Annotated in this window: 15 protein-coding genes; 10 read left to right on the top strand and 5 right to left on the bottom strand. The window is 60.5% G+C overall.

The window, feature by feature from the left end; translation table 11 throughout:
* Nucleotides 1–6 precede the first annotated feature (6 nt).
* The 6 genes from rplI (at nucleotide 7) to AEQ67_RS21285 (ending at nucleotide 12,129) form a co-directional block, all read left to right on the top strand.
* Nucleotides 7–453: a 50S ribosomal protein L9 gene (rplI, locus tag AEQ67_RS21315; RefSeq protein ID WP_003197251.1), complete on the top strand. Its 447-nt coding sequence runs from the start codon at nucleotides 7–9 to the stop codon at nucleotides 451–453.
* A gap of 121 nt (nucleotides 454–574) precedes the next feature.
* Nucleotides 575–1,969 (top strand): replicative DNA helicase, encoded by a 1,395-nt coding sequence (gene dnaB / locus AEQ67_RS21310; protein ID WP_059405803.1) that lies wholly within the window; start codon nucleotides 575–577, stop codon nucleotides 1,967–1,969.
* 215 nt (nucleotides 1,970–2,184) lie between these two features.
* Nucleotides 2,185–4,488 (top strand): YgiQ family radical SAM protein, encoded by a 2,304-nt coding sequence (locus AEQ67_RS21305; RefSeq protein ID WP_059405802.1) that lies wholly within the window; start codon nucleotides 2,185–2,187, stop codon nucleotides 4,486–4,488.
* A 900-nt stretch (nucleotides 4,489–5,388) separates the two neighbouring features.
* Entirely contained in the window at nucleotides 5,389–8,664 is a 3,276-nt protein-coding gene (locus tag AEQ67_RS21295; protein ID WP_059405800.1) for a transglutaminase family protein, read from the top strand.
* Between the two features lie 88 nt (nucleotides 8,665–8,752).
* The gene (locus AEQ67_RS21290; protein ID WP_059405799.1) at nucleotides 8,753–11,239 is read left to right on the top strand and encodes a circularly permuted type 2 ATP-grasp protein; all 2,487 of its coding nucleotides are present in this window, start codon (nucleotides 8,753–8,755) and stop codon (nucleotides 11,237–11,239) included.
* On the top strand, nucleotides 11,239–12,129 hold the full coding sequence (locus AEQ67_RS21285) for a transglutaminase family protein (protein ID WP_059405798.1): 891 nt from the start codon (nucleotides 11,239–11,241) through the stop codon (nucleotides 12,127–12,129). The genes AEQ67_RS21290 and AEQ67_RS21285 overlap by 1 nt, the downstream gene beginning before the upstream one ends.
* A 218-nt stretch (nucleotides 12,130–12,347) precedes the next feature.
* Here AEQ67_RS21285 and AEQ67_RS21280 read toward each other — a convergent pair whose 3' ends face one another.
* Both AEQ67_RS21280 and AEQ67_RS21275 read right to left on the bottom strand, forming a co-directional pair.
* Nucleotides 12,348–12,536, bottom strand: coding sequence for a hypothetical protein (locus AEQ67_RS21280; protein WP_007947526.1), 189 nt, complete (start codon nucleotides 12,534–12,536; stop codon nucleotides 12,348–12,350).
* A gap of 68 nt (nucleotides 12,537–12,604) precedes the next feature.
* The gene (locus AEQ67_RS21275) at nucleotides 12,605–13,192 is read right to left on the bottom strand and encodes a TIGR00730 family Rossman fold protein (RefSeq protein ID WP_059405797.1); all 588 of its coding nucleotides are present in this window, start codon (nucleotides 13,190–13,192) and stop codon (nucleotides 12,605–12,607) included.
* Nucleotides 13,193–13,535: 343 nt separating this feature from the next.
* On the opposite strand from AEQ67_RS21275, the gene azu reads away from it, so the two are divergent.
* Nucleotides 13,536–13,982 (top strand): azurin, encoded by a 447-nt coding sequence (azu, locus tag AEQ67_RS21270; protein ID WP_059405796.1) that lies wholly within the window; start codon nucleotides 13,536–13,538, stop codon nucleotides 13,980–13,982.
* A gap of 175 nt (nucleotides 13,983–14,157) precedes the next feature.
* On the opposite strand, the gene nadE is transcribed toward azu, so the two are convergent.
* From nadE to AEQ67_RS21255, 3 genes are all read right to left on the bottom strand, one after another.
* A complete protein-coding gene (gene nadE, locus AEQ67_RS21265) occupies nucleotides 14,158–14,985 on the bottom strand; it encodes an ammonia-dependent NAD(+) synthetase (protein ID WP_059405795.1) in 828 nt (275 codons plus the stop codon).
* A 4-nt stretch (nucleotides 14,986–14,989) separates the two neighbouring features.
* Complete coding sequence (pncB, locus tag AEQ67_RS21260; protein WP_059405794.1) at nucleotides 14,990–16,225, bottom strand: nicotinate phosphoribosyltransferase; 1,236 nt, start codon at nucleotides 16,223–16,225, stop codon at nucleotides 14,990–14,992.
* Between the two features lie 228 nt (nucleotides 16,226–16,453).
* Nucleotides 16,454–17,365 (bottom strand): LysR family transcriptional regulator, encoded by a 912-nt coding sequence (locus AEQ67_RS21255; protein WP_059405793.1) that lies wholly within the window; start codon nucleotides 17,363–17,365, stop codon nucleotides 16,454–16,456.
* Nucleotides 17,366–17,548: 183 nt separating this feature from the next.
* Between AEQ67_RS21255 and amaB the strand changes: the two genes are divergently transcribed.
* The 3 genes from amaB to AEQ67_RS21240 all read left to right on the top strand — a co-directional run bounded on the left by amaB (nucleotide 17,549) and on the right by AEQ67_RS21240 (nucleotide 21,939).
* Nucleotides 17,549–19,039, top strand: coding sequence for an L-piperidine-6-carboxylate dehydrogenase (gene amaB / locus AEQ67_RS21250; RefSeq protein ID WP_059405792.1), 1,491 nt, complete (start codon nucleotides 17,549–17,551; stop codon nucleotides 19,037–19,039).
* Between the two features lie 117 nt (nucleotides 19,040–19,156).
* Nucleotides 19,157–20,440: an L-pipecolate oxidase gene (gene amaA / locus AEQ67_RS21245; RefSeq protein ID WP_059405791.1), complete on the top strand. Its 1,284-nt coding sequence runs from the start codon at nucleotides 19,157–19,159 to the stop codon at nucleotides 20,438–20,440.
* A gap of 365 nt (nucleotides 20,441–20,805) precedes the next feature.
* On the top strand, nucleotides 20,806–21,939 hold the full coding sequence (locus AEQ67_RS21240) for a branched-chain amino acid ABC transporter substrate-binding protein (RefSeq protein WP_059405790.1): 1,134 nt from the start codon (nucleotides 20,806–20,808) through the stop codon (nucleotides 21,937–21,939).
* Nucleotides 21,940–21,967 lie beyond the last annotated feature (28 nt).

Below are 21,967 nucleotides of genomic sequence, written 5' to 3'. Positions count from 1 at the left end.
TTTCACATGCAACTGATCCTTCTGGAAAAAGTCACCAACCTGGGCAACCTGGGTGACAAAGTGAACGTTAAGGCTGGTTACGGTCGTAACTACCTGCTGCCATACGGCAAAGCTACCGCTGCGACCGCTGCCAACCTGGCTGCGTTCGAAGAGCGTCGCGCTGAGCTGGAAAAAGCTGCAGCTGATCGTAAAACTTCGGCTGAAAGCCGTGCCGCCCAACTGGCTGAGCTGGAAGTGACTATCACTGCCACCGCTGGTGACGAAGGCAAGCTGTTCGGTTCGATCGGTACTCACGACATCGCTGATGCACTGACCGCCTCTGGCGTTGAAGTTGCAAAAAGCGAAGTTCGTCTGCCGAACGGCACCATCCGCAACGTAGGCGAATTCGACGTAGCCGTGCACCTGCACGCCGAAGTTGAAGCCACCGTACGCGTTGTCGTGGTAGCAGCTTAAGCAGCACTTGTCGGCTGGCACCCTCGGGTGCTTGCCGGTAACATCGGGCACGATCCTGTTTACAGGTCGTGCCCTTTGTCTTTCTGCAGTTCCTGATTTTCACCTCTAATTCCAAGTGGCCATGAACGATATCTCCGCTCCTGAGCAATATGACCTGCAAACCGCTTCCCTGAAGGTGCCTCCGCATTCCATCGAGGCCGAACAGGCCGTGCTCGGTGGTCTGATGCTGGACAACAACGCCTGGGAACGCGTGCTCGATCAAGTCTCGGACGGCGATTTCTATCGGCATGACCACCGTTTGATCTTCCGCGCGATCGCCAAACTGGCCGACCGGAACTCACCGATCGACGTCGTGACCCTTGCCGAGCAATTGGACAAAGAAGGTCAGACCTCGCAAGTCGGTGGTCTTGGTTACCTCGGTGAACTGGCGAAAAACACGCCGTCTGTCGCCAACATCAAGGCTTATGCGCAAATCGTTCGCGCGCGGGCGACCCTGCGGCAACTGATTGGCATCGCTACCGAGATCGCCGACAGCGCCTTCAACCCTGAAGGCCGCACCGCGGAAGAGATTCTCGACGAAGCCGAGCGGCAGATCTTCCAGATCGCCGAGGCCCGGCCAAAAACCGGCGGCCCGGTGAGTGTGAATGACCTGCTGACCAAGGCCATTGATCGCATCGACACCTTGTTCAACACCGACAACGCCATTACCGGCCTGTCCACCGGCTACACCGACCTCGACGGGATGACCAGTGGCCTGCAACCGTCCGACCTGATCATCGTCGCCGGCCGTCCGTCCATGGGTAAAACCACCTTTGCGATGAACCTGGTGGAAAACGCCGTGCTGCGCAGCGACAAGTGCGTACTGGTCTACTCGCTGGAGATGCCAGGCGAATCGCTGATCATGCGTATGTTGTCGTCCCTCGGCCGGATCGACCAGACCAAGGTCCGTGCCGGTCGCCTCGACGACGACGATTGGCCGCGTCTGACCTCGGCGGTCAACCTGCTCAACGACCGCAAGCTGTTCATCGACGATACGGCGGGTATCAGCCCGTCGGAAATGCGCGCGCGGACCCGACGCCTGGTGCGTGAGCATGGCGACATTGCTCTGATCATGATCGACTACCTGCAGTTGATGCAGATCCCGGGTTCTGGCGGCGATAACCGGACCAACGAGATTTCCGAAATCTCCCGTTCCTTGAAGGCCCTGGCCAAGGAATTCAACTGCCCGGTGGTGGCGCTGTCCCAGCTCAACCGCTCCCTGGAGCAACGGCCGAACAAACGCCCGATCAACTCCGACCTCCGGGAATCCGGAGCGATCGAGCAGGATGCTGACGTCATCATGTTTGTGTACCGGGATGAGGTGTATCACCCGGAAACCGAGCATAAGGGCATCGCCGAGATCATCATCGGCAAGCAGCGGAACGGCCCGATCGGTACGTCGCGACTGGCGTTCATCGGTAAGTACACCCGTTTCGAAAACCTGGCGCCGGGTAGCTACAATTTCGACGACGAGTAAGTTATTCGGCGTCTGGGCCGGCCTCTTCGCGGGCAAGCCTCGCTCCTACAGGTCATGTGTTGAACCACGATTGCGCGAACAACACATGACCTGTAGGAGCGAGGCTTGCCCGCGAATGGGGTCGCCACCAATTTCCGACCATAGCCGTCGGAATTGGTTATTTTTTGTGCTATATTCCGCGCCCGCGATTTTTCATCTCAACACCGGTCATCGTCATGCAAACAGCCAAGCCGTTATTTGACTATCCCAAGTACTGGGCCGAATGTTTCGGTCCAGCGCCATTCCTGCCGATGAGCAGGGAGGAGATGGATCAGCTTGGCTGGGATTCATGCGACATCATCATCGTCACCGGTGATGCGTACGTCGACCACCCATCGTTTGGCATGGCAATCATTGGCCGGCTGCTGGAGTCGCAAGGCTTCCGCGTCGGGATCATTGCCCAGCCAAACTGGCAGTCCAAAGACGACTTCATGAAGCTCGGTGAGCCGAACCTGTTCTTCGGCGTCGCGGCCGGCAACATGGACTCGATGATCAACCGCTACACCGCCGACAAAAAAATCCGTTCCGATGACGCCTACACCCCCGGTGGCCTGGCGGGCAAACGTCCGGACCGCGCGAGCCTGGTTTACAGCCAGCGCTGCAAGGAAGCCTACAAGAACGTGCCGATTGTCCTCGGTGGCATCGAAGCCTCCCTGCGCCGCATCGCCCACTACGATTACTGGCAGGACCGGGTGCGCAACTCGATCCTGATCGACGCCTGCGCCGACATTTTGCTCTACGGCAACGCCGAGCGTGCGATCGTCGAAGTCGCCCAGCGCCTGTCCTATGGGCACAAGATCGAAGACATCACCGATGTGCGCGGCACCGCGTTCATTCGTCGTGACACGCCCAAAGACTGGTACGAAGTCGACTCCACGCGTATCGACCGTCCGGGCAAGGTCGACAAGATCATCAACCCGTACGTGAACACCCAGGACACCCAGGCCTGCGCCATCGAGCAGGAAAAGGGCCCGGTTGAAGACCCGAGCGAAGCCAAGGTCGTGCAGATTCTGGCCAGTCCGAAAATGACCCGCGACAAGACTGTGATTCGTCTGCCGTCGGTTGAGAAAGTTCGTGGCGACGCCGTTCTGTATGCCCACGCCAACCGCGTGCTGCACCTGGAAACCAACCCGGGCAACGCCCGTGCGCTGGTACAGAAGCATGGCGAAGTCGACGTCTGGTTCAACCCGCCGCCGATTCCGATGACCACCGAAGAAATGGACTACGTGTTCGGCATGCCCTATGCGCGCATTCCGCACCCGGCGTATGGCAAGGAAAAGATTCCGGCCTACGACATGATCCGTTTCTCGGTGAACATCATGCGTGGCTGCTTCGGCGGCTGCACCTTCTGCTCGATCACCGAGCACGAAGGCCGGATCATCCAGAACCGTTCCGAAGAGTCGATCATTCGCGAGATCGAAGAGATCCGCGACAAGGTCCCAGGCTTCACCGGCGTCATTTCCGACCTCGGCGGCCCGACCGCGAACATGTACCGCATCGCTTGCAAGAGCCCGGAAATCGAATCCGCGTGCCGCAAGCCTTCGTGCGTGTTCCCTGGTATCTGCCCGAACCTGAACACCGATCACTCGTCGCTGATCCAGTTGTATCGCAGCGCCCGTGCCTTGCCGGGTGTGAAGAAGATTCTGATCGCGTCCGGCCTGCGCTACGACCTCGCGGTCGAGTCGCCGGAGTACGTCAAAGAGCTGGTGACCCACCACGTCGGTGGTTACCTGAAGATCGCCCCGGAACACACCGAGGAAGGTCCGCTCAATCAGATGATGAAACCGGGCATCGGCAGCTATGACAAGTTCAAGCGCATGTTCGAGAAATACTCCAAGGAAGCCGGCAAAGAGCAGTACCTGATTCCGTACTTCATCGCCGCCCACCCGGGCACCACCGACGAAGACATGATGAACCTGGCCCTGTGGCTCAAGGGCAATGGTTTCCGTGCCGACCAGGTGCAGGCGTTCTACCCGTCGCCGATGGCCACCGCCACCGCGATGTACCACTCGGGCAAGAACCCGCTGCGTAAGGTGACTTACAAGAGCGACGCCGTGACCATCGTCAAGAGCGAAGAGCAGCGTCGCCTGCACAAGGCGTTCTTGCGTTATCACGACCCGAAAGGCTGGCCGATGCTGCGTGAAGCGCTGACCCGCATGGGCCGCGCCGACCTGATCGGGCCGGGCAAGACCCAGTTGATCCCGCTGCATCAGCCGGCGACTGACAGCTACCAGAGCGCCCGTCGCAAGAACTCGACGCCGGCTGGCAGCCATAAAGTGGCCGGTGAGAAGACCACCAAGATCCTGACCCAGCACACCGGCCTGCCACCGCGCGCCAGTGATGGCGGCAATCCGTGGGACAAGCGTGAACAGGCCAAGGCGGCGGCATTCGCCCGCAACCAGCAGGCGGCCAAGGAGCGCAAGGACGCAGCCAAAGGCAAAGGCCCAAAACCTGCGCGCAAGCCGGTCGTGCCACGCTAAGCCTCGCTTGAGCTGAACAGAACGCCAACCTTCGGGTTGGCGTTCTGCATTCTGCGGACCATTAATGAAGGCACAGGCTTTTGTAGGAGCTGGCTTGCCAGCGAAGGCATCCTTCCTGCCGCCAAAAGCTTCGCTGGCAAGCCAGCTCCTACAGGAGGGCGTGCACACCAACTTTGGGTTGGCGTTTTGCATTCTGCGGACCATCAATGAAGGAACAGGCTTTTGTAGGAGCTGGCTTGCCAGCGAAGGCGTCCGTCCTGCCGCCAAAGCTTCGCTGGCAAGCCAGCTCCTACAGGAGGGCGTGCGCGCCAACCTTCGGGTTGGCGTTTTGCATTCTGCGGACCATCAATGAAGGCACAGGCTTTTGTAGGCGCTGGCTTGCCAGCGAAGGCGTCCTTCCTGCCGCCAAAGCTTCGCTGGCAAGCCAGCTCCTACAGGAGGGCGTGCACACCAACCTTCGGGTTGGCGTTTTGCATTTCGGGGTCGATGAGGTTGCTTTTGTAGGAGCTGGCTTGCCAGCGAAGGCGTCCGTCTTGCCGCCAAAAGCTTCGCTGGCAAGCCAGCTCCTACAGGAGGGCGTGCACGCCAACCTTCGGGTTGGCGTTTTGCATTCTGCGGACCATCATTGAAGGAACAGGCTTTTGTAGGAGCTGGCTTGCCAGCGAAGGCGTCCGTCTTGCCGCCAAAAGCTTCGCTGGCAAGCCAGCTCCTACAGGGAGCCTGTGCAGTGGCAGATCATGCGCTCGCCACATATTCGTGCAATCGTCCCAAATCAAATTCCTGCATCGCCCGATTTTGGTGCTGTACTGCCCTAAGCAAATCTGTGAAAGCGCCAGCCCTGCTGGATGGCATAAGTCTTGCGCGCTTTCGAATACGCTTAAGGCTCGCAGGAGGCACGCCGTGTCGATACATGTCGCATTGCACCACGTCACGCATTACCGCTACGACCGCGCCGTCGAGCTCGGTCCGCAGATCGTTCGCCTGCGCCCGGCGGCCCACAGTCGCACGCGGATTTTGTCCTATGCGCTGAAAGTCTCGCCCGAGCAGCATTTCATCAACTGGCAGCAAGACCCCCAGGGCAACTACCTGGCGCGTCTGGTATTCCCGGAGAAAACTTCTGAACTGCGGATCGAAGTCGATCTGCTGGCGGAGATGGCGGTCTTCAATCCGTTCGACTTCTTCCTCGAGCCCTACGCCGAAAAGATCCCTTTCGCCTACGCCGCAGATGAGCGCAAAGAGCTGGCGCCGTATCTGGAAACCTTGCCGCTGACGCCGAAGTTCCAGGCGTATCTGGAAGGCATCGACCGTACGCCGCTGCCGAGTGTGGATTTTCTCGTCGCGCTCAATCAGCGCCTGAGCGAAGACATCGGCTACCTGATTCGTATGGAACCGGGCGTGCAGACGCCCGAACACACCCTCGAACATGCCTCCGGTTCATGCCGCGATTCGGCGTGGTTGCTGGTGCAATTGCTGCGCAACCTCGGTCTGGCAGCGCGTTTCGTCTCCGGCTACCTGATTCAACTCACCGCCGACGTCAAAAGCCTCGATGGCCCGTCAGGCACTGAGGTGGACTTCACCGACCTGCACGCCTGGTGCGAGGTCTATTTGCCCGGCGCAGGCTGGATCGGCCTGGACGCGACGTCAGGGCTGTTTGCCGGTGAAGGACACATTCCGTTGGCGTGCAGTCCCGATCCGTCCTCTGCGGCACCGATCAGCGGCCTGGTGGAACCGTGCGAGTGCGAGTTCACCCACGAAATGTCCGTGGAGCGGATCTGGGAAGCGCCGCGAGTCACCAAGCCCTACACCGAAGACCAGTGGCTGGCGATCCAGGCCTTGGGCCGGCAGATCGATGCCGACTTGCTGGAAGGCGATGTGCGCCTGACCATGGGCGGCGAGCCGACGTTCGTGTCCATCGATGACCCGGACGGCGCCGAGTGGAACACCGCAGCCCTCGGACCGGACAAACGTCGTCTGTCCGCCGAACTGTTCCAGCGCATGCGCAAGCACTACGCGCCCAAAGGCCTGGTGCATTTCGGCCAGGGCAAGTGGTATCCCGGCGAGCAACTGCCGCGCTGGTCGCTGAATGGCTACTGGCGCCGCGATGGCGTGCCGATCTGGCACAACAGTGCGCTGATCGCCGATGAGCACGAAGACTACGGTGCCAACGGTGAGCTGGCCGGGCGTTTTCTGGCGAGTGTCGCCGAGCGCCTGAAAATTCCCACGCGGTTTGTGTTCCCGGCCTACGAAGACAATTTCTATTACCTCTGGCGCGAAGGCACCTTGCCACAAAACGTCAGCGCCGAAGACTCGCGTCTGGAAGAACCGCTGGAGCGTGCACGCCTGCGCAAAGTCTTCAGTCAGGGCCTCGACAAGGTGATCGGCCAGGTCTTGCCGCTGGCGCGCACCGCCAAAGGTGATCAATGGCAGAGCGGCCGCTGGTATCTGCGTGAAGAGCATTGCCGATTGGTGCCGGGGGATTCGCCCTTGGGCTATCGCTTGCCGCTCGGCTCGCAGCCTTGGGTGAAAGCGGCGGAGTACCCGTTCATTCACCCAGTGGACCCGAATCAGGAGTTCCCTGCACTGCCGGGCACGGCGCAACTGCAGAGCCAAGGCGCCGCAGCGGTTGCCGAGGAGCGTGCACCGAAGATCGACGAATCCGCCGACTGGCTAACCCGCACGGCGTTCTGTGCCGAGGCGCGGGAAGGCCGGTTGTACCTGTTCATGCCACCACTGGAGCGGGTCGAGGATTATCTGGAACTGGTCAGCGCGATCGAGGCCACTGCCGAAGAATTGCATTGCCCGGTGTTGCTGGAGGGCTACGAGCCGCCGAGCGATCCGCGCCTGAGCAATTTCCGTATCACGCCTGATCCGGGCGTGATCGAGGTCAACGTTCAGCCGTCCGCGACGTGGGACGAACTGGTCGAACGCACGGAATTTCTCTACGAAGAAGCGCGCCAGACACGACTGACCACCGAGAAATTCATGATCGATGGCCGGCACACCGGCACCGGCGGCGGCAACCATTTCGTACTGGGTGGCGCGACGCCGGCTGACTCACCGTTTCTACGGCGTCCCGATCTGCTGCGCAGCCTGATCAGTTACTGGCATAACCACCCGTCTTTGTCCTACCTGTTTTCCGGACTGTTCATCGGCCCGACGTCCCAGGCGCCACGCGTCGATGAAGCGCGTAACGATGCGCTGTACGAGCTGGAAATCGCCTTTGCGCAAATGCCCGAGCCAGGCGAGGAGTGCGCGCCATGGCTGGTGGATCGGCTGCTGCGTAACCTGCTGATCGACGTCACCGGCAACACGCACCGCGCCGAGTTCTGCATCGACAAGCTCTACTCGCCGGATGGCGCCACCGGGCGCCTTGGATTGCTGGAGTTGCGAGCGTTCGAGATGCCGCCCCACGCACGCATGAGCCTGGCTCAGCAATTGTTGTTGCGGGCGTTGGTCGCGCGCTTCTGGCGCGAGCCTTATGCGCCGCCAAAACTGGCGCGCTGGGGCACTGAACTGCACGACCGCTTCCTGTTGCCGCACTTTATCGAGCAGGATTTCGCCGACGTCATCGTCGACCTCAACGCGGCCGGTTATCCGCTGCGGGCCGAGTGGTTTGCGGCGCATCTGGAGTTCCGTTTTCCCAAGGTCGGCGATTACGCGGTCAGCGGCATCGAACTGGAAGTGCGTCAGGCGCTCGAGCCTTGGCACGTGTTGGGCGAGGAGGGCGCCGTCGGTGGCACGGTGCGTTACGTCGACTCGTCCCTGGAACGCTTGCAGGTCAAACTCTCCGGCCTGGCGCCGCAGCGTTATTTGCTGACCTGCAACGGCATTCCGGTGCCATTGCAGCCGACCGGGCGAGTCGGCGAATTTGTCGCCGGTGTGCGTTTCCGCGCCTGGCAACCAGCCAACTGCCTGCAACCGACGATACCGGTGCATGCGCCACTGGTGTTCGACCTGCTCGACACCTGGATGGGACGCTCGCTGGGCGGCTGTCAGTACCACGTCGCCCATCCGGGCGGGCGCAACTACGACAGTCTGCCGGTGAACGCCAATGAGGCCGAGAGTCGGCGAATGGCGCGTTTCTTCCGTATCGGACACACCCCTGGGAAACTTCCTATACCGATTCTCGAAATGAACGACGAGCTACCGTTCACTCTCGATTTACGACGTTTCTAAACCGTACGCGACGCTCGGATTTTTCGTATATCCGGGCGTCATGAGCCTGCGTTAGTCTGACCGTTCCTTGCTGTCTGCCGAGCTTTCCATGCCTGACCTGCTAGACCGCTACCCGCTGACGGCGGGCACTTATCACGAACTGCTCGACGACAGCGGCGCGGTGCGCCTGCACTGGCGTCGGCTGTTCGACCAATTGCAACGCAGCACGCCAGCGCAACTGGCGCAGCGTCAGGCGCTGCTGACCCGGCAGATCCAGGAAAACGGCGTGACCTATAACGTCTACGCCGACCCCAAGGGCGCCGATCGGCCGTGGGAACTGGACCTGCTGCCCCATGTGATTGCCGCTGATGAATGGCAGCACCTGTCGGCCGGCATCGCCCAACGGGCACGCTTGCTCAACGCAGTGCTGGCGGACTTGTATGGGCCGCAACGGTTGATCGCCGAAGGTTTGCTGCCGGCTGAACTGGTGTTCGGTCACAACAACTTCCTTTGGCCGTGTCAGGGCATCACGCCGCCCGACGGGGCTTTTCTGCATCTGTATGCCGTGGATCTGGCGCGCACACCCGACGGTCGCTGGTGGGTGACGGCGGATCGGACGCAAGCGCCGTCCGGTGCCGGTTACGCGCTGGAAAACCGCACCATCGTGTCCCGGGCCTTTCCCGAGTTGTACCGCGATTTGAAGGTGCAGCATCTGGCCGGGTTCTTCCGCACGCTGCAAGAGACGCTCGCCCGTCAGGCGCCGAGCGATGACGAAGCGCCACTCATCGTGTTGCTGACGCCGGGGCGTTTCAACGAAAGCTATTTCGAGCATTTGTACCTGGCGCGCCAGCTCGGTTATCCACTGGTGGAGGGCGGCGACCTGACCGTCCGGGACGCCACGGTTTACCTGAAAACATTGAGCGGCCTGCGCCGGGTTCACGCGATCATGCGCCGGCTCGACGATGACTTTTGCGACCCGCTGGAACTGCGCACCGACTCGGCCCTTGGCGTGCCGGGCCTGCTCGAAGCTGTGCGGCAGGGGCGAGTGCTGGTGGCCAATGCCCTTGGCAGCGGCGTGCTGGAGTCGCCGGGGTTGCTGGGTTTCCTGCCCCGGATCAATCAATTCCTGTTCGGCGAAGAACTGATCCTGCCGTCCATTGCAACCTGGTGGTGTGGTGAAGAACCCGTACTGGCGCAGGCGCTGGAAAAACTTCCGGAACTGCTGATCAAACCGGCCTTTCCGTCGCAGAGCTTTACGCCTGTGTTTGGACGCGATTTGAGCGAAAAACAGCGCCAAATCCTGGCCGAGCGCATGCAGGCTCGCCCTTACGCCTATGTCGCGCAAGAACTCGCGCAATTGTCTCAGGCGCCGATCTGGCAAGCCGAGGGCGGTCAACTGCAACCCCGGGCCATCGGCATGCGCGTGTACGCGGTGGCCAGTCGCGACGGTTATCGGGTATTGCCCGGCGGCCTGACCCGGGTAGCCGCCGAAGCTGACGCTGAAGTGGTGTCGATGCAGCGCGGCGGCGCGAGCAAGGACACCTGGGTGCTGGGGGATCGTCCGCCGAGTGGCGAGCAATGGAAAACCCAGCGCACGATTGGCGTACATGATCTGGTGCGACGTGATCCGTATCTGCCGTCGCGGGTGGTGGAAAACCTGTTCTGGTTCGGCCGCTATTGCGAGCGTTGCGATGACAGCGCGCGGTTGCTGCGGATCATGCTGGCGCGCTACGTCGATGGCGATGACCCGCAAGCCTTGCTGGCGGCGGTCGATCTGGGCGAGCGCCTGAATCTGTTGCCTGATGAAGGCGAGTTGCCCGAACGGTTGCTGGCGGCGTTGCTCGGCGATGACTGGCCGTTCAGCTTGCGCTCCAATCTGCAACGCTTGCAGTGGGCGGCCTCGCAGGTGCGCGGCAAGCTCTCACGGGAAAACTGGCAGGCGTTGGTGGAGTTGCAGCGCGAGGCCATGGAGCTGGAAACCGATGAGCCGGATTTTGGCGAGCTGATGGATTTCCTCAACCGCTTGGTGATGTCCCTGGCGGCGCTGTCCGGTTTTGCCCTGGACGACATGACCCGAGACGAAGGCTGGCGTTTCCTGATGATCGGCCGCCGGATCGAACGCCTGCAGTTTCTCAGCGCGAGCCTGGCGGCGTTTCTGCGTGGTGCCGGGGCTTTCGATCAGGCCGGCCTCGAATGGCTGCTGGAGCTGGGCAACAGCAGCATCACCTATCGCTCGCGATATCTGGCGGTGGCGCAGTTGATCCCGGTGCTGGACCTGTTGTTGCTCGACGAACAGAACCCTCACGCGGTGTTGTTCCAGTTGAAGCTGGTGACCCGCACGCTCAAACGCTTGAACGACGACTTTGGCGTGCCCCGTGAAGCAGGCCTTCCATACCTGGTGGAGCGACTGGCGCGCTTCGACCTGGGCTGTCTGGAAAACCCGTTGTTCGGCGAAACCAGCGTCCGCGCCGCCGTCGAAGGCTTGGCTGATCTGCTGCAAGAGATCGCCGATGCCAGTGGCCAGGTGTCGGATCGCCTGGCCTTGCGCCATTTCGCCCATGTCGATGATGTCAGCCAGCGCACGGTGTCCGTCTGATGAGCGCCCATTACCAGATTCTCCACGATACCCACTACCACTACGACAGCCCGGTGTCCCTGGCTCAGCAACTGGCGCACCTATGGCCGCGCCCCTGTGCCTGGCAGCGCTGCACCGAGCAGCAATTGCAGATCAGCCCCGACCCGACCTCGCGTCGGGATGAGCTGGATGTGTTCGGCAACCCGCTGACCCGGTTGGCGTTCGAACGGCCGCATGATGAGTTGCTGGTCAACGCTCGGCTCACCGTCGAAGTGCTGGCTCGGCCCACGCTTGATTTCAACCAATCACCGGCCTGGGAAGACACCCGCAACGCGCTGACCTACAGCAGTCAGCCGCTAAGTCCTGCTTTGCTGGAAGCGTGCCGCTACCGGTTCGAATCGCCCTACGTGCATTTGAAACGCAACTTTGTCGAGTTCTCGGAAAGTTGTTTCCCTGCGGGGCGGCCGTTGTTACTGGGTGTTCAGGCCTTGATGGAGAAGATCTTCAGCGAATTCACCTTCGATGCGGAGGCGACTCAAGTGGCGACGCCGTTGGTGGAAGTGCTGGAGCGCCGACGCGGCGTTTGCCAGGACTTCGCTCATTTGATGCTCGCCTGCGTGCGTTCTCGTGGATTGGCTGCCCGGTATATCAGCGGCTACCTGCTGACCCAGCCACCGCCCGGCCAGCCTCGGCTGATCGGTGCCGATGCGTCACATGCCTGGGTCTCGGTGTTTTGCCCGGTGCTGGGTTGGGTCGATTTCGATCCGACCAATAACGTACAACCGGCGCTGGAACACATCACCCTGGCCTGGGGCCGGGATTTTTCCGACGTCTCGCCATTGCGCGGGGTGATCCTGGGCGGCGGCAACCACGACCCGGAAGTCCGCGTCACCGTAATGCCACTGGATTAACTAAAACTTCTGTAGGCGCGAGCTTGCTCGCGAAAAACCCGAGAGCGCCACGGGGTGTCAGGCGTGGAGCGTTATCGTTAACGACCATCGCTGGCAAGCCAGCTCCTACAGGGGGAATGTGGGGATTTTCAGGGTTGGCCTGTGAGGGGCAGCAGCGAAACTGCTGACCCTGGACACAGATCCGGTGGGCCTGATCAGATCATCGGGCCCTGAGGGTCTCAGGCGTCGGGCGCCTGATCTTTCGGTGCTTCAGTTTCGTCTGTAGCCACTTCGCCTTCGGCATCCGGGTTCAGTGCTGCTGCTTCTTCTTCAGCTGTAGCTTTCTTGCGCTGAAGCTTTTCCTCTTTCTTCTGCTCCTTGGCCAAGTCTCTCTGACGTTTGGCGAAGGAATAATTAGGTTTAGCCATGGGCGATCCTCTGGGGTCGAAGGTGAGGTTGAGCGGCGCATATTCTGCCCTGTATCGGTGCCGAGCCGTTAGCTGGGTTTTTGCTCCGTCCACTTGGGCACCACTGTCGGCTGCCAGGCGTCCAGGGCATCGAGCAGGGTTTGCGGCGATTCGCTCACTTGCAGCATGTCACGGTGCGCTTCGCGAACGAAGCCTTCGCCGACGATATGATCAAGAAAACCGGTCAGTTTGCTGTAGAAACCGTTCACTTCGAGCAAACCCAGCGGTTTGCCGTGGTAACCGAGCTGGCCCCAGGTCCAGACTTCGAACAGTTCTTCAAGCGTGCCGAGGCCGCCGGGCAGGGCGATAAACGCGTCGCTGAGTTCTGCCATTCGCGCCTTGCGCGCATGCATGCCGTCGACGACTTCCAGGCGGGTCAGGCCGCTGTGGCCGATTTCCTTGTCTTTGAGGCTTTGCGGGATGATCCCGATCACTTCACCGCCGGCCGCCAGGGCGGCATCGGCAACGACCCCCATCAGGCCGACGGCGCCGCCGCCATAGACCAGGGTCAGCTTGCGCTCGGCCAATGCTCGCCCCAAGGCGACAGCCGCTTCACGATAAGCCGGGTTGGTGCCGGTGCTGGCACCGCAAAATACACAAACGGACGCTAAAGACATGCCTTACTCCATGGTCGGTATCGCCACAGAGTAAAGGCAGGCAAGCGGCGTTCCAAGGGCTAAACTTCGCGCTTGGGGGTTTCGTAGGTGCCACTGGCGCCACAGGCGTAGGCGGCGAGCAAACTGCACAACAGGCTATTGATGGACATGACTGGCGCTCCAGATGAGTGATGACGACCTGATGATAGGGCCGCCCTAGACGTCTGGCTGGTAGATTGTTTCGATAGGTGTCATAGCCCGAAAGTTGTATACAATTTTTGATTCAGGTCATAGGAACTTGCGAAGTTTTCAGGCAGTCTTCTGTCCATTCGCACTTTTGTTAACCCTGCCTTGGAGATTCACCATGTTTGCCAAACTTGTTGCGGTATCCCTGCTGACGCTGGCCAGCAGTCAATTGATGGCTGCTGAATGCAAGGTCACTGTCGACTCTACTGATCAGATGTCCTTCAACACCAAGGCCATCGAAATCGACAAAAGCTGCAAGACCTTCACCGTTGAGCTGACCCATTCCGGCAGCCTGCCGAAAAACGTCATGGGCCATAACTGGGTGCTGAGCAAAGAAGCTGATATGCAGCCGATCGCCACCGCTGGCCTGGCCGCAGGCATCGACAAGAACTACTTGCCGGAAGGTGACGCGCGCATCATCGCTCACACCAAAATCATTGGTGCCAAGGAAACCGATTCGGTGACCTTCGATGTGTCGAAATTGGCTGCCGGCGAAGCCTACGGCTTCTTCTGCTCGTTCCCTGGCCACATCTCGATGATGAAAGGCACTGTGACCCTGAAGTAAGCAGGTTCACCGCGTTAACATTCATCGCGGGCAAGCCCGCTCCCACAGGTTCAGTGGTGTCCATGTGGGAGCGGGCTTGCCCGCGATGAGGCCGGTAGCATCGATAAATGCTTAAGCCAAAGAAAAAGCCCGCAGAAGCTCAACGCTTCAGCGGGCTTTTTAATTCACTCATGGATCAAGGCGCAAACGGCATCACGCGTTTGTGATGGGTCTTTTTGTACGTATTGCAGATGATCTTGAACGCTTCCTCACGCACCGGCTCGCCGTGCAGGAACGCGTCGATCTCGGCGTAAGTCACGCCGTGGGACGCTTCGTCCGGTTTGCCCGGCGCGAGGTCTTCAAGGTCCGCCGTCGGGATTTTTTCCACCAGCGATTCCGGCGCGCCGAAGCTGCGGGCGATGGCCCGAACCTGGTTTTTCACCAGACCGCTCAGCGGTGCCAGGTCGCAGGCGCCGTCACCGAACTTGGTGAAGAAACCCATCACCGCTTCCGCCGCGTGGTCAGTGCCGATCACCAGGCCATTGGCTGCGCCAGCGATGGTGTACTGGGCGACCATGCGCATCCGCGCCTTGGTGTTGCCGAGCACGAAATCCACCGAGACCGCCTGCTTGCCTTCGAAAGCGACGACTTCACTGGCCAGGGATTTGACCGCCGGGCCGATGTTCACGGTGTGGCGCTCGTCCGGGGCGATGAAATCCACCGACGCCTGGGCGTCGTGTTCATCGAACTGGGTTTCGTACGGCAGGCGCACGGCGATGAACTTGTAGCTGTCGTCACCCGTGCGCTCGCGCAGTTCGCGCATGGCGCGCTGGGCCAGCAGGCCGGCGGTCAGGGAATCGACGCCGCCGCTGATGCCGAGCACCAGGGTCTTGAGCCCGGAATTGACCAGGCAATCCTGGATGAACGTAATCCGCCGGGCGACTTCAGCTTTGAGGGCGGCCTGGTCGGCGAACGGCGGTTGAACCTTGAGCTGCTCAGCAATCTCACGCTGTTCGGCTTGCATGAATTCACTCCTTGCTAGTAATGCTTGATGTGCTGGAAAGGGCGGCAGGTACTTTGAAAACATGTCGCAAATAGGCGACGAAATTCGGGTCTTTGCAGTGGGTCTTGCCAGGCTCATCGGAGATCTTTGCCACCGGTTGGCCGTTGCAGGCGGCCATTTTAAGCACGATGCTCATCGGTTCGACACCCGGAATATCGCACGTCAGGTTGGTGCCGATGCCAAAGCTGACATTGATCCGACCGCGTAATGCGCGAAATATTTCCAGCGACTTGGGCAGCGTCAGGCTGTCGGAGAACACCAGCGTCTTGCTCATCGGATCGATGCCGAGCTTGTGGTAGTGAGCGATGGCTTTTTCGGCCCAGATCACCGGATCCCCGGAGTCGTGGCGCAGGCCGTCGAAGAGCTTGGCGAAATACAGATCGAAATCGCCGAGGAAGGCATCGGTGGTGATGCAGTCGGTGAGGGCGATCCCCAGCAGGCCTCTGTACTCGCGGACCCAGCAATCGAGGGCGGCAATCTGGCTGTCGATCAGTCGCGGGCCGAGTTGTTGGTGAGCCATGATCCACTCGTGGGCCATGGTGCCCAACGGTTTCATGTCCAATTCGCGGGAAAGGTGCACGTTGCTGGTGCCGACGAAACGCCCGGGGAAGTCGTGCTTGAGCACGTTCACCACTTCTTCCTGCACGCGGTACGAAAAGCGCCGGCGGGTGCCGCAATCGGCTACCTGCAATTCGGACAATTCGTCGCTGCCGGCATTGGCGGTCAGCCCGTCGAATTTGCGATAGAGCTGCCCGCGGGCCTGCTCCCGGACGACCTCCCGGTGGCGATAGCGGTTGCGCACCTCGCTGACAATCGCCAACAGCGGCACTTCGAACAGAATCACATGCAGCCACGGCCCGCGCAGGCGGATGAACAGCTCGCCGTTTTCAATGCCGGTGTGGACGTAGCGCAGGTTGAAGCGGAACAGCCCGAGAAAACGCAGGAAGTCCGGTTTCATGAAGCTGATGCGTTCCATGAAACTCAGCTGGTCAGCGCTCAGGCTCAACTCGGCCAGGCGCTCGATCTGGAAACGGATCTCCGCGAGGTACGGGCGCAGATCCTCACTGTTACGGCAACGAAACTCCCATTCGACTTCGACGTTAGGGTAGTTGTGCAGCACCGCCTGCATCATCGTCAGTTTGTAGAAGTCGGTGTCGAGCAGGTTCTGCACGATGCGATCGCCAAACACGCTCTCGCTCATAACGGGTATCTCCAGGCTGGTCGCGGCGCGTGGCCGCGGCGTTGCAGCTGTTTCAATGAATGGCGCTAGTGGCGCATATCAATGGTGGGGATTGCCAGCGTTTTTTTAGATCGCAGCACACCCCTGTGGGAGCGGGCTTGCCCGCGATAGCAATCAGTCAGCCACATAAATGTTGGATTTACTGACGCTATCGCGGGCAAGCCCGCTCCCACAGGGGTGTGTGGCGCTTCAAGTTTTCGGTGTGTCCGGGCTGTCGACCTGCTCCAGCATCCACTTCACAAAATCCCGCACCTTGGGCACTTCCGCCGAGTGCTCCGGGTACGCCAGGTAATAGGCGTCGGAACTGGGCATGGCATGCTGCCAGGGAATGACCAGTTTGCCGTCGGCCAATTCCTCTTCCACCAGAAACCGTGGCAGCAGCGCCACGCCGCAGCCCACTTGCGCTGCGCGGATGCACATATAAAAAGTTTCGAAACGCGGGCCGTGGTAGCTGTGTTCGGTGTGGTAGCCCTGATTGTCGAACCAGTCGTGCCAGGCCTGGGGCCGCGAGGCATTTTGCAGCAGGACCAGGTCGGTGAGTTGCGTCGGGTCGGTGAACGGCGTGTCCGGCAGGCTGCCGGGGGCGCAGACCGGCACCAGCTCTTCACCAAACAGTTTCAGGCATTCGGTGCCGGGCCGTGAGCCCTGGCCAAAATAGAACGCCAGGTCGCTGCGACCTTGCAGCAGGTCGTCGGCCTCTTGCTCGCTGCACAGGTCCAGATGGATCGACGGATGCCGCAGGCGCCAGCCCTTCAAGCGTGGGACCAGCCAGCGCGCGCCGAAGGTCGGGGGCGTTGAAACACGCAAGACTTCGGTTTCACCGCCGTAGGAGCGCAGGTAATGGGTCGACATCTCGACCTGCGTGAGGATTTTTCGTACTTCCACCAGGTACAAATCGCCGGCCGGGGTCATTTGCAGGCGTCGACGCACCCGGCGAAACAGCAGGTGCTGCAACAACTCTTCGAGTTGCGCGACTTGTTTGCTGACGGCGCTCTGGGTCAGGTTCAGCTCTTCGGCGGCCCGGGTGAAGCTCAAATGCCGTGTAACAGCCTCGAAACACTGCAGCGCGGTGATCGACGGCAAGTAGCGTTTATTCAGCATGGGTGGTCCTTTTTCTTATTTCTCTCTGCTTTTTGTACCGGCAGATTCGCAGCATGAATAAACGGAATGATATCTCTCTTAAAGGTCGTTTGTTGGGTAACCTCAGGGGCGCTAAAACTACAGGTCTGATCAGCTGTGATTTTCCGGCTGGACGTTTTCTGTTTTTTGCTCGAGGAGTGACCCATGGTTGCCGCATTGCTTGATCGTCTTGGTGTGAACCCGGCCCTGTACCAGAACGGCAAAGTGCCGGTGCATTCGCCTATCGACGGCAGCCAGATCGCCGCCGTGAACTGGGAAGGTGCCGCTGAAGTCGAGCAGCACATCAGTCGTGCAGATCATGCGTTCGAACTGTGGCGCAAGGTCCCGGCTCCGCGCCGTGGCGAATTGGTGCGCCAACTGGGCGACATCCTGCGCGAATACAAGGCCGACCTCGGTGAGCTGGTCTCCTGGGCAGCCGGCAAGATCACTCAGGAAGGCCTGGGTGAAGTGCAGGAAATGATCGACATCTGCGACTTCGCGGCCGGTCTGTCCCGTCAACTGTATGGTTTGACCATCGCTTCCGAGCGTCCTGGCCACCACATGCGCGAAACCTGGCACCCGCTGGGCATCGTCGGCGTGATCAGCGCGTTCAACTTCCCGGTGGCGGTCTGGGCCTGGAACACCACGCTGGCGCTGGTTTGCGGTAACCCGGTGATCTGGAAACCGTCGGAAAAAACTCCGTTGACCGCACTGGCTTGCCAGGCGCTGTTCGACCGCGTGTTGAAGAATTTCAGTGATGCCCCTCCGCATCTGAGTCAAGTCATCATCGGCGGTCGCGATGCTGGCGAAGCGTTGGTCGATGACCCGCGTGTCGCGCTGATCAGCGCCACCGGCAGCACCCGCATGGGCCGCGAAGTGGCACCGAAAATTGCCGCACGCTTCGCTCGCAGCATCCTGGAACTGGGCGGCAACAACGCAATGATCCTCGGCCCAAGCGCCGACCTGGACATGGCCGTTCGCGCCATCCTGTTCAGCGCCGTCGGCACGGCCGGTCAGCGTTGCACCACCCTGCGTCGCCTGATTGCCCACGAGTCGGTGAAGGATGAAATCGTCACCCGCCTCAAGGCTGCCTACTCCAAGGTCCGCATCGGCAACCCGCTTGAGGGCAATCTGATCGGTCCGCTGATCGACAAGCACAGCTTCGAAAACATGCAGGACGCGCTGGAACAAGCCTTGAGCGAAGGCGGCCGGGTATTCGGCGGCACGCGTCAGCTGGAAGACAAATACCCCAACGCTTACTACGTCTCGCCGGCCATCGTTGAAATGCCTGAGCAGAGCGACGTGGTCTGCAACGAAACCTTCGCGCCAATCTTGTACGTCGTCGGTTACAAGGATTTCACCGAAGCCCTGCGTCTGAACAACGCGGTGCCGCAAGGCCTGTCCTCGTGCATCTTCACCACCGACGTGCGTGAAGCCGAACAGTTCATGTCGGATGTGGGCAGCGATTGCGGTATCGCCAACGTCAACATCGGCCCGAGCGGCGCGGAAATTGGCGGCGCGTTTGGTGGCGAGAAAGAGACCGGCGGTGGTCGTGAATCCGGGTCGGATGCATGGCGCGGGTACATGCGCCGTCAGACCAACACCGTGAACTATTCGCTGGAGTTGCCGTTGGCTCAGGGCATTACGTTCGACTGATAGGCCCCTTCGCGGGCAAGCCTCGCTCCTACAGGTTTAATGTGATCCCTGTAGGAGCGAGGCTTGCCCGCGAAGCTTTTGCTTTGTTGTTTGTTAGGTTTCTGTTGGAGTCTGGCAATGCCGTTACGCGAAGAGTGTCTGTGGGAAAAACTGACGCCGCAAAGGCCCGACAACTCGGCGCTCAAGGGCGAGGTGAAGGTGGATGTCTGCGTCATCGGCGCCGGTTTCACCGGGCTGTCGGCGGCGGTGCATTTGCTGGAACAGGGCAAAAGCGTGTGTGTGCTGGAAGCGCATCGCGCCGGTCATGGTGGTTCGGGGCGCAATGTCGGGCTGGTCAACGCCGGCATGTGGATTCCACCGGACGAGATCGAAGCCGGTTTCGGCGAAGCGGTTGGCAGCCAGCTCAACCGCATGCTGGGCGCAGCACCGTCCCTGGTGTTCAGCCTGGTCGACAGATACAACATCGATTGCCAGTTGCGCCGCGAAGGCACGCTGCACATGGCGCACAACGCCCGCGGCGAAGCCGACTTGCGCAGTCGTGAAGCACAATGGAAACGTCGCGGCGCCCCGGTTGAACTGCTGACAGGGCATGCCTGCGAGCAAGCGACGGGCACCAAGAAAATTGCCGCCGCGCTGCTTGATCGACGTGCCGGCACGATTAACCCGATGGCCTACACCACGGGGCTGGCCAAAGCGGCCATCGGCCTCGGCGGTCAATTGTTCGATCATTCTCCGGTGACCCGACTTGAGCGTCAGGGCCAGCGCTGGTCGGTACAAACCGCTCAGGGTTCGGTGCTGGCCGAGCAAGTGGTGATCGCGTCCAACGCTTACACCGAAGGTGACTGGACGGAATTGCGGCGCAATTTCTTCCCCGGTTACTACTATCAGGTGGCGTCGGTGCCGCTGACCGAAGACGCCGCGCAGCAAATCCTTCCCGGTGGCCAGGGTTCCTGGGACACCCGTCAGGTACTCAGTAGCATTCGTCGCGACAAGGATGGCCGTCTGTTGCTCGGCAGCCTGGGCAATGGCAATCAGAAACCCACCTGGTTCCTCAAGGCCTGGGCCGATCGGGTTCAGCAGCACTATTTCCCTTACCTCAAACCGGTGGAATGGGAATGCACCTGGACCGGTTGCATCGCCTTCACCCCCGATCATTTGATGCGCCTGTTCGAACCGGCGCCCGGTTTAGTGGCAGTCACCGGTTATAACGGGCGGGGCGTTACCACTGGCACTGTAGTGGGGAAAGCCTTTGCCGATTACTTGTGTAACGGAAATCCGCAAGCGCTACCGATTCCTTTCGCACCCATGCAGCCACTGGCTGGCGCAGGATTGCGCAGCTGTCTGTACGAAGCCGGGTTCTCGCTGTATCACGCAGGCCAGTGCTTGCGGATCGTTATTTGATTGTTGAAATTTGTTGCTGGAAGCGGCGCTTTTCGGCGCAGCGACTAGCCTGTAAAAGGTGCGGGTTGTAGCAGTTCCGCACCAGCAGTGTGCACTTCGGTGACGTACGCTGTTACAGGCTGGTTGCACGCCGTTTGGCGCCGCGGTTGCAATGATGGCGCACGAGGGTTGCGCCTTTTAAAATAAATGGTTTCACCTTCCGCGGTTTAGACGGTTGCACGCCCAATGAAAATGGGCTCGAAACAGTCAAAATAACAATAAAGCAGTGACTTTTTTCAGAATAAAAAACCGATGGCACGGCCCTTGCTCTGAGCATTCGGAGAAGTCGCAGTGCCAACTAAAAAAAAACCTTGGAGCACCACCTCATGTCCCAGACGTTTTACAAGAAAGGCTTTCTGGCCCTCGCAGTGGCAGCTGCGTTGGGTGTTTCTGCGTTTGCACAGGCTGATGTGAAAATCGGTGTGGCGGGCCCGATGACAGGCGCCAACGCGGCATTTGGCGAGCAGTACATGAAGGGTGCACAAGCTGCGGCCGATGCGGTCAACGCAGCGGGCGGCGTAAACGGGGAAAAAATCGTACTGGTCAAGGGCGATGACGCCTGCGAACCGAAACAGGCTGTGACGGTCGCCAAGGACCTGACCAACCAGAAAGTTGCCGGTGTGGTCGGTCACTTCTGCTCCTCGTCGACGATCCCGGCCTCCGAGATCTACGACGAAGCGGGCATCATCGCCATCACTCCAGGTTCCACCAACCCGGCCGTTACCGAACGCGGCCTGAGCGCCATGTTCCGTATGTGCGGGCGTGATGACCAGCAAGGCATCGTCGCCGGCGACTACATCGTTGATGTGCTCAAGGGCAAAAAAGTTGCCGTGCTGCACGACAAGGACACCTACGGCCAAGGCCTGGCGGATGCCACCAAGGCTCAGCTGGTCAAGCGCGGCGTGACGCCGGTGCTGTACGAAGGCCTGACCCGCGGCGAGAAAGACTTCAGCGCCGTAGTGACCAAGATCCGTGCGGCCGGTGCCGACGTGGTCTACTTCGGCGGTCTGCACCCGGAAGCCGGTCCACTGGTTAAACAACTGCGTACCGAAGGCCTGAAAGACGTGAAGTTCATGTCCGATGACGGCATCGTGACCGACGAACTGGTGACCACCGCTGGCGGCCCGCAATACGTCGACGGCGTGCTGATGACCTTCGGTGCCGACCCGCGCCTGCTGCCAGACAGCAAGACGGTCGTGGACGAGTTCCGCAAAAAAGGCACCGAGCCTGAAGGCTACACCCTGTACGCCTACGCCTCGGTCCAGACCCTGGCCGCTGCCTTCAATGGCGCCAAGTCCAACAAGGGCGAAGACGCTGCCAAATGGCTGAAAGCCAACAAGGTACAAACCGTGATGGGCGAGAAGACCTGGGACGCCAAGGGCGACCTGAAGATCTCCGACTACGTGGTTTACCAGTGGGACAAGGACGGCAAATACCACCAACTGGAAAAACAGAAGTGATATGAGCGGTTGATTCCCCGACGCCTTG

The organism is Pseudomonas sp. RIT-PI-q (assembly GCF_001297125.1).
GTDB lineage: Bacteria > Pseudomonadota > Gammaproteobacteria > Pseudomonadales > Pseudomonadaceae > Aquipseudomonas.
This window is presented reverse-complemented; position numbering and strand designations above follow the sequence as displayed.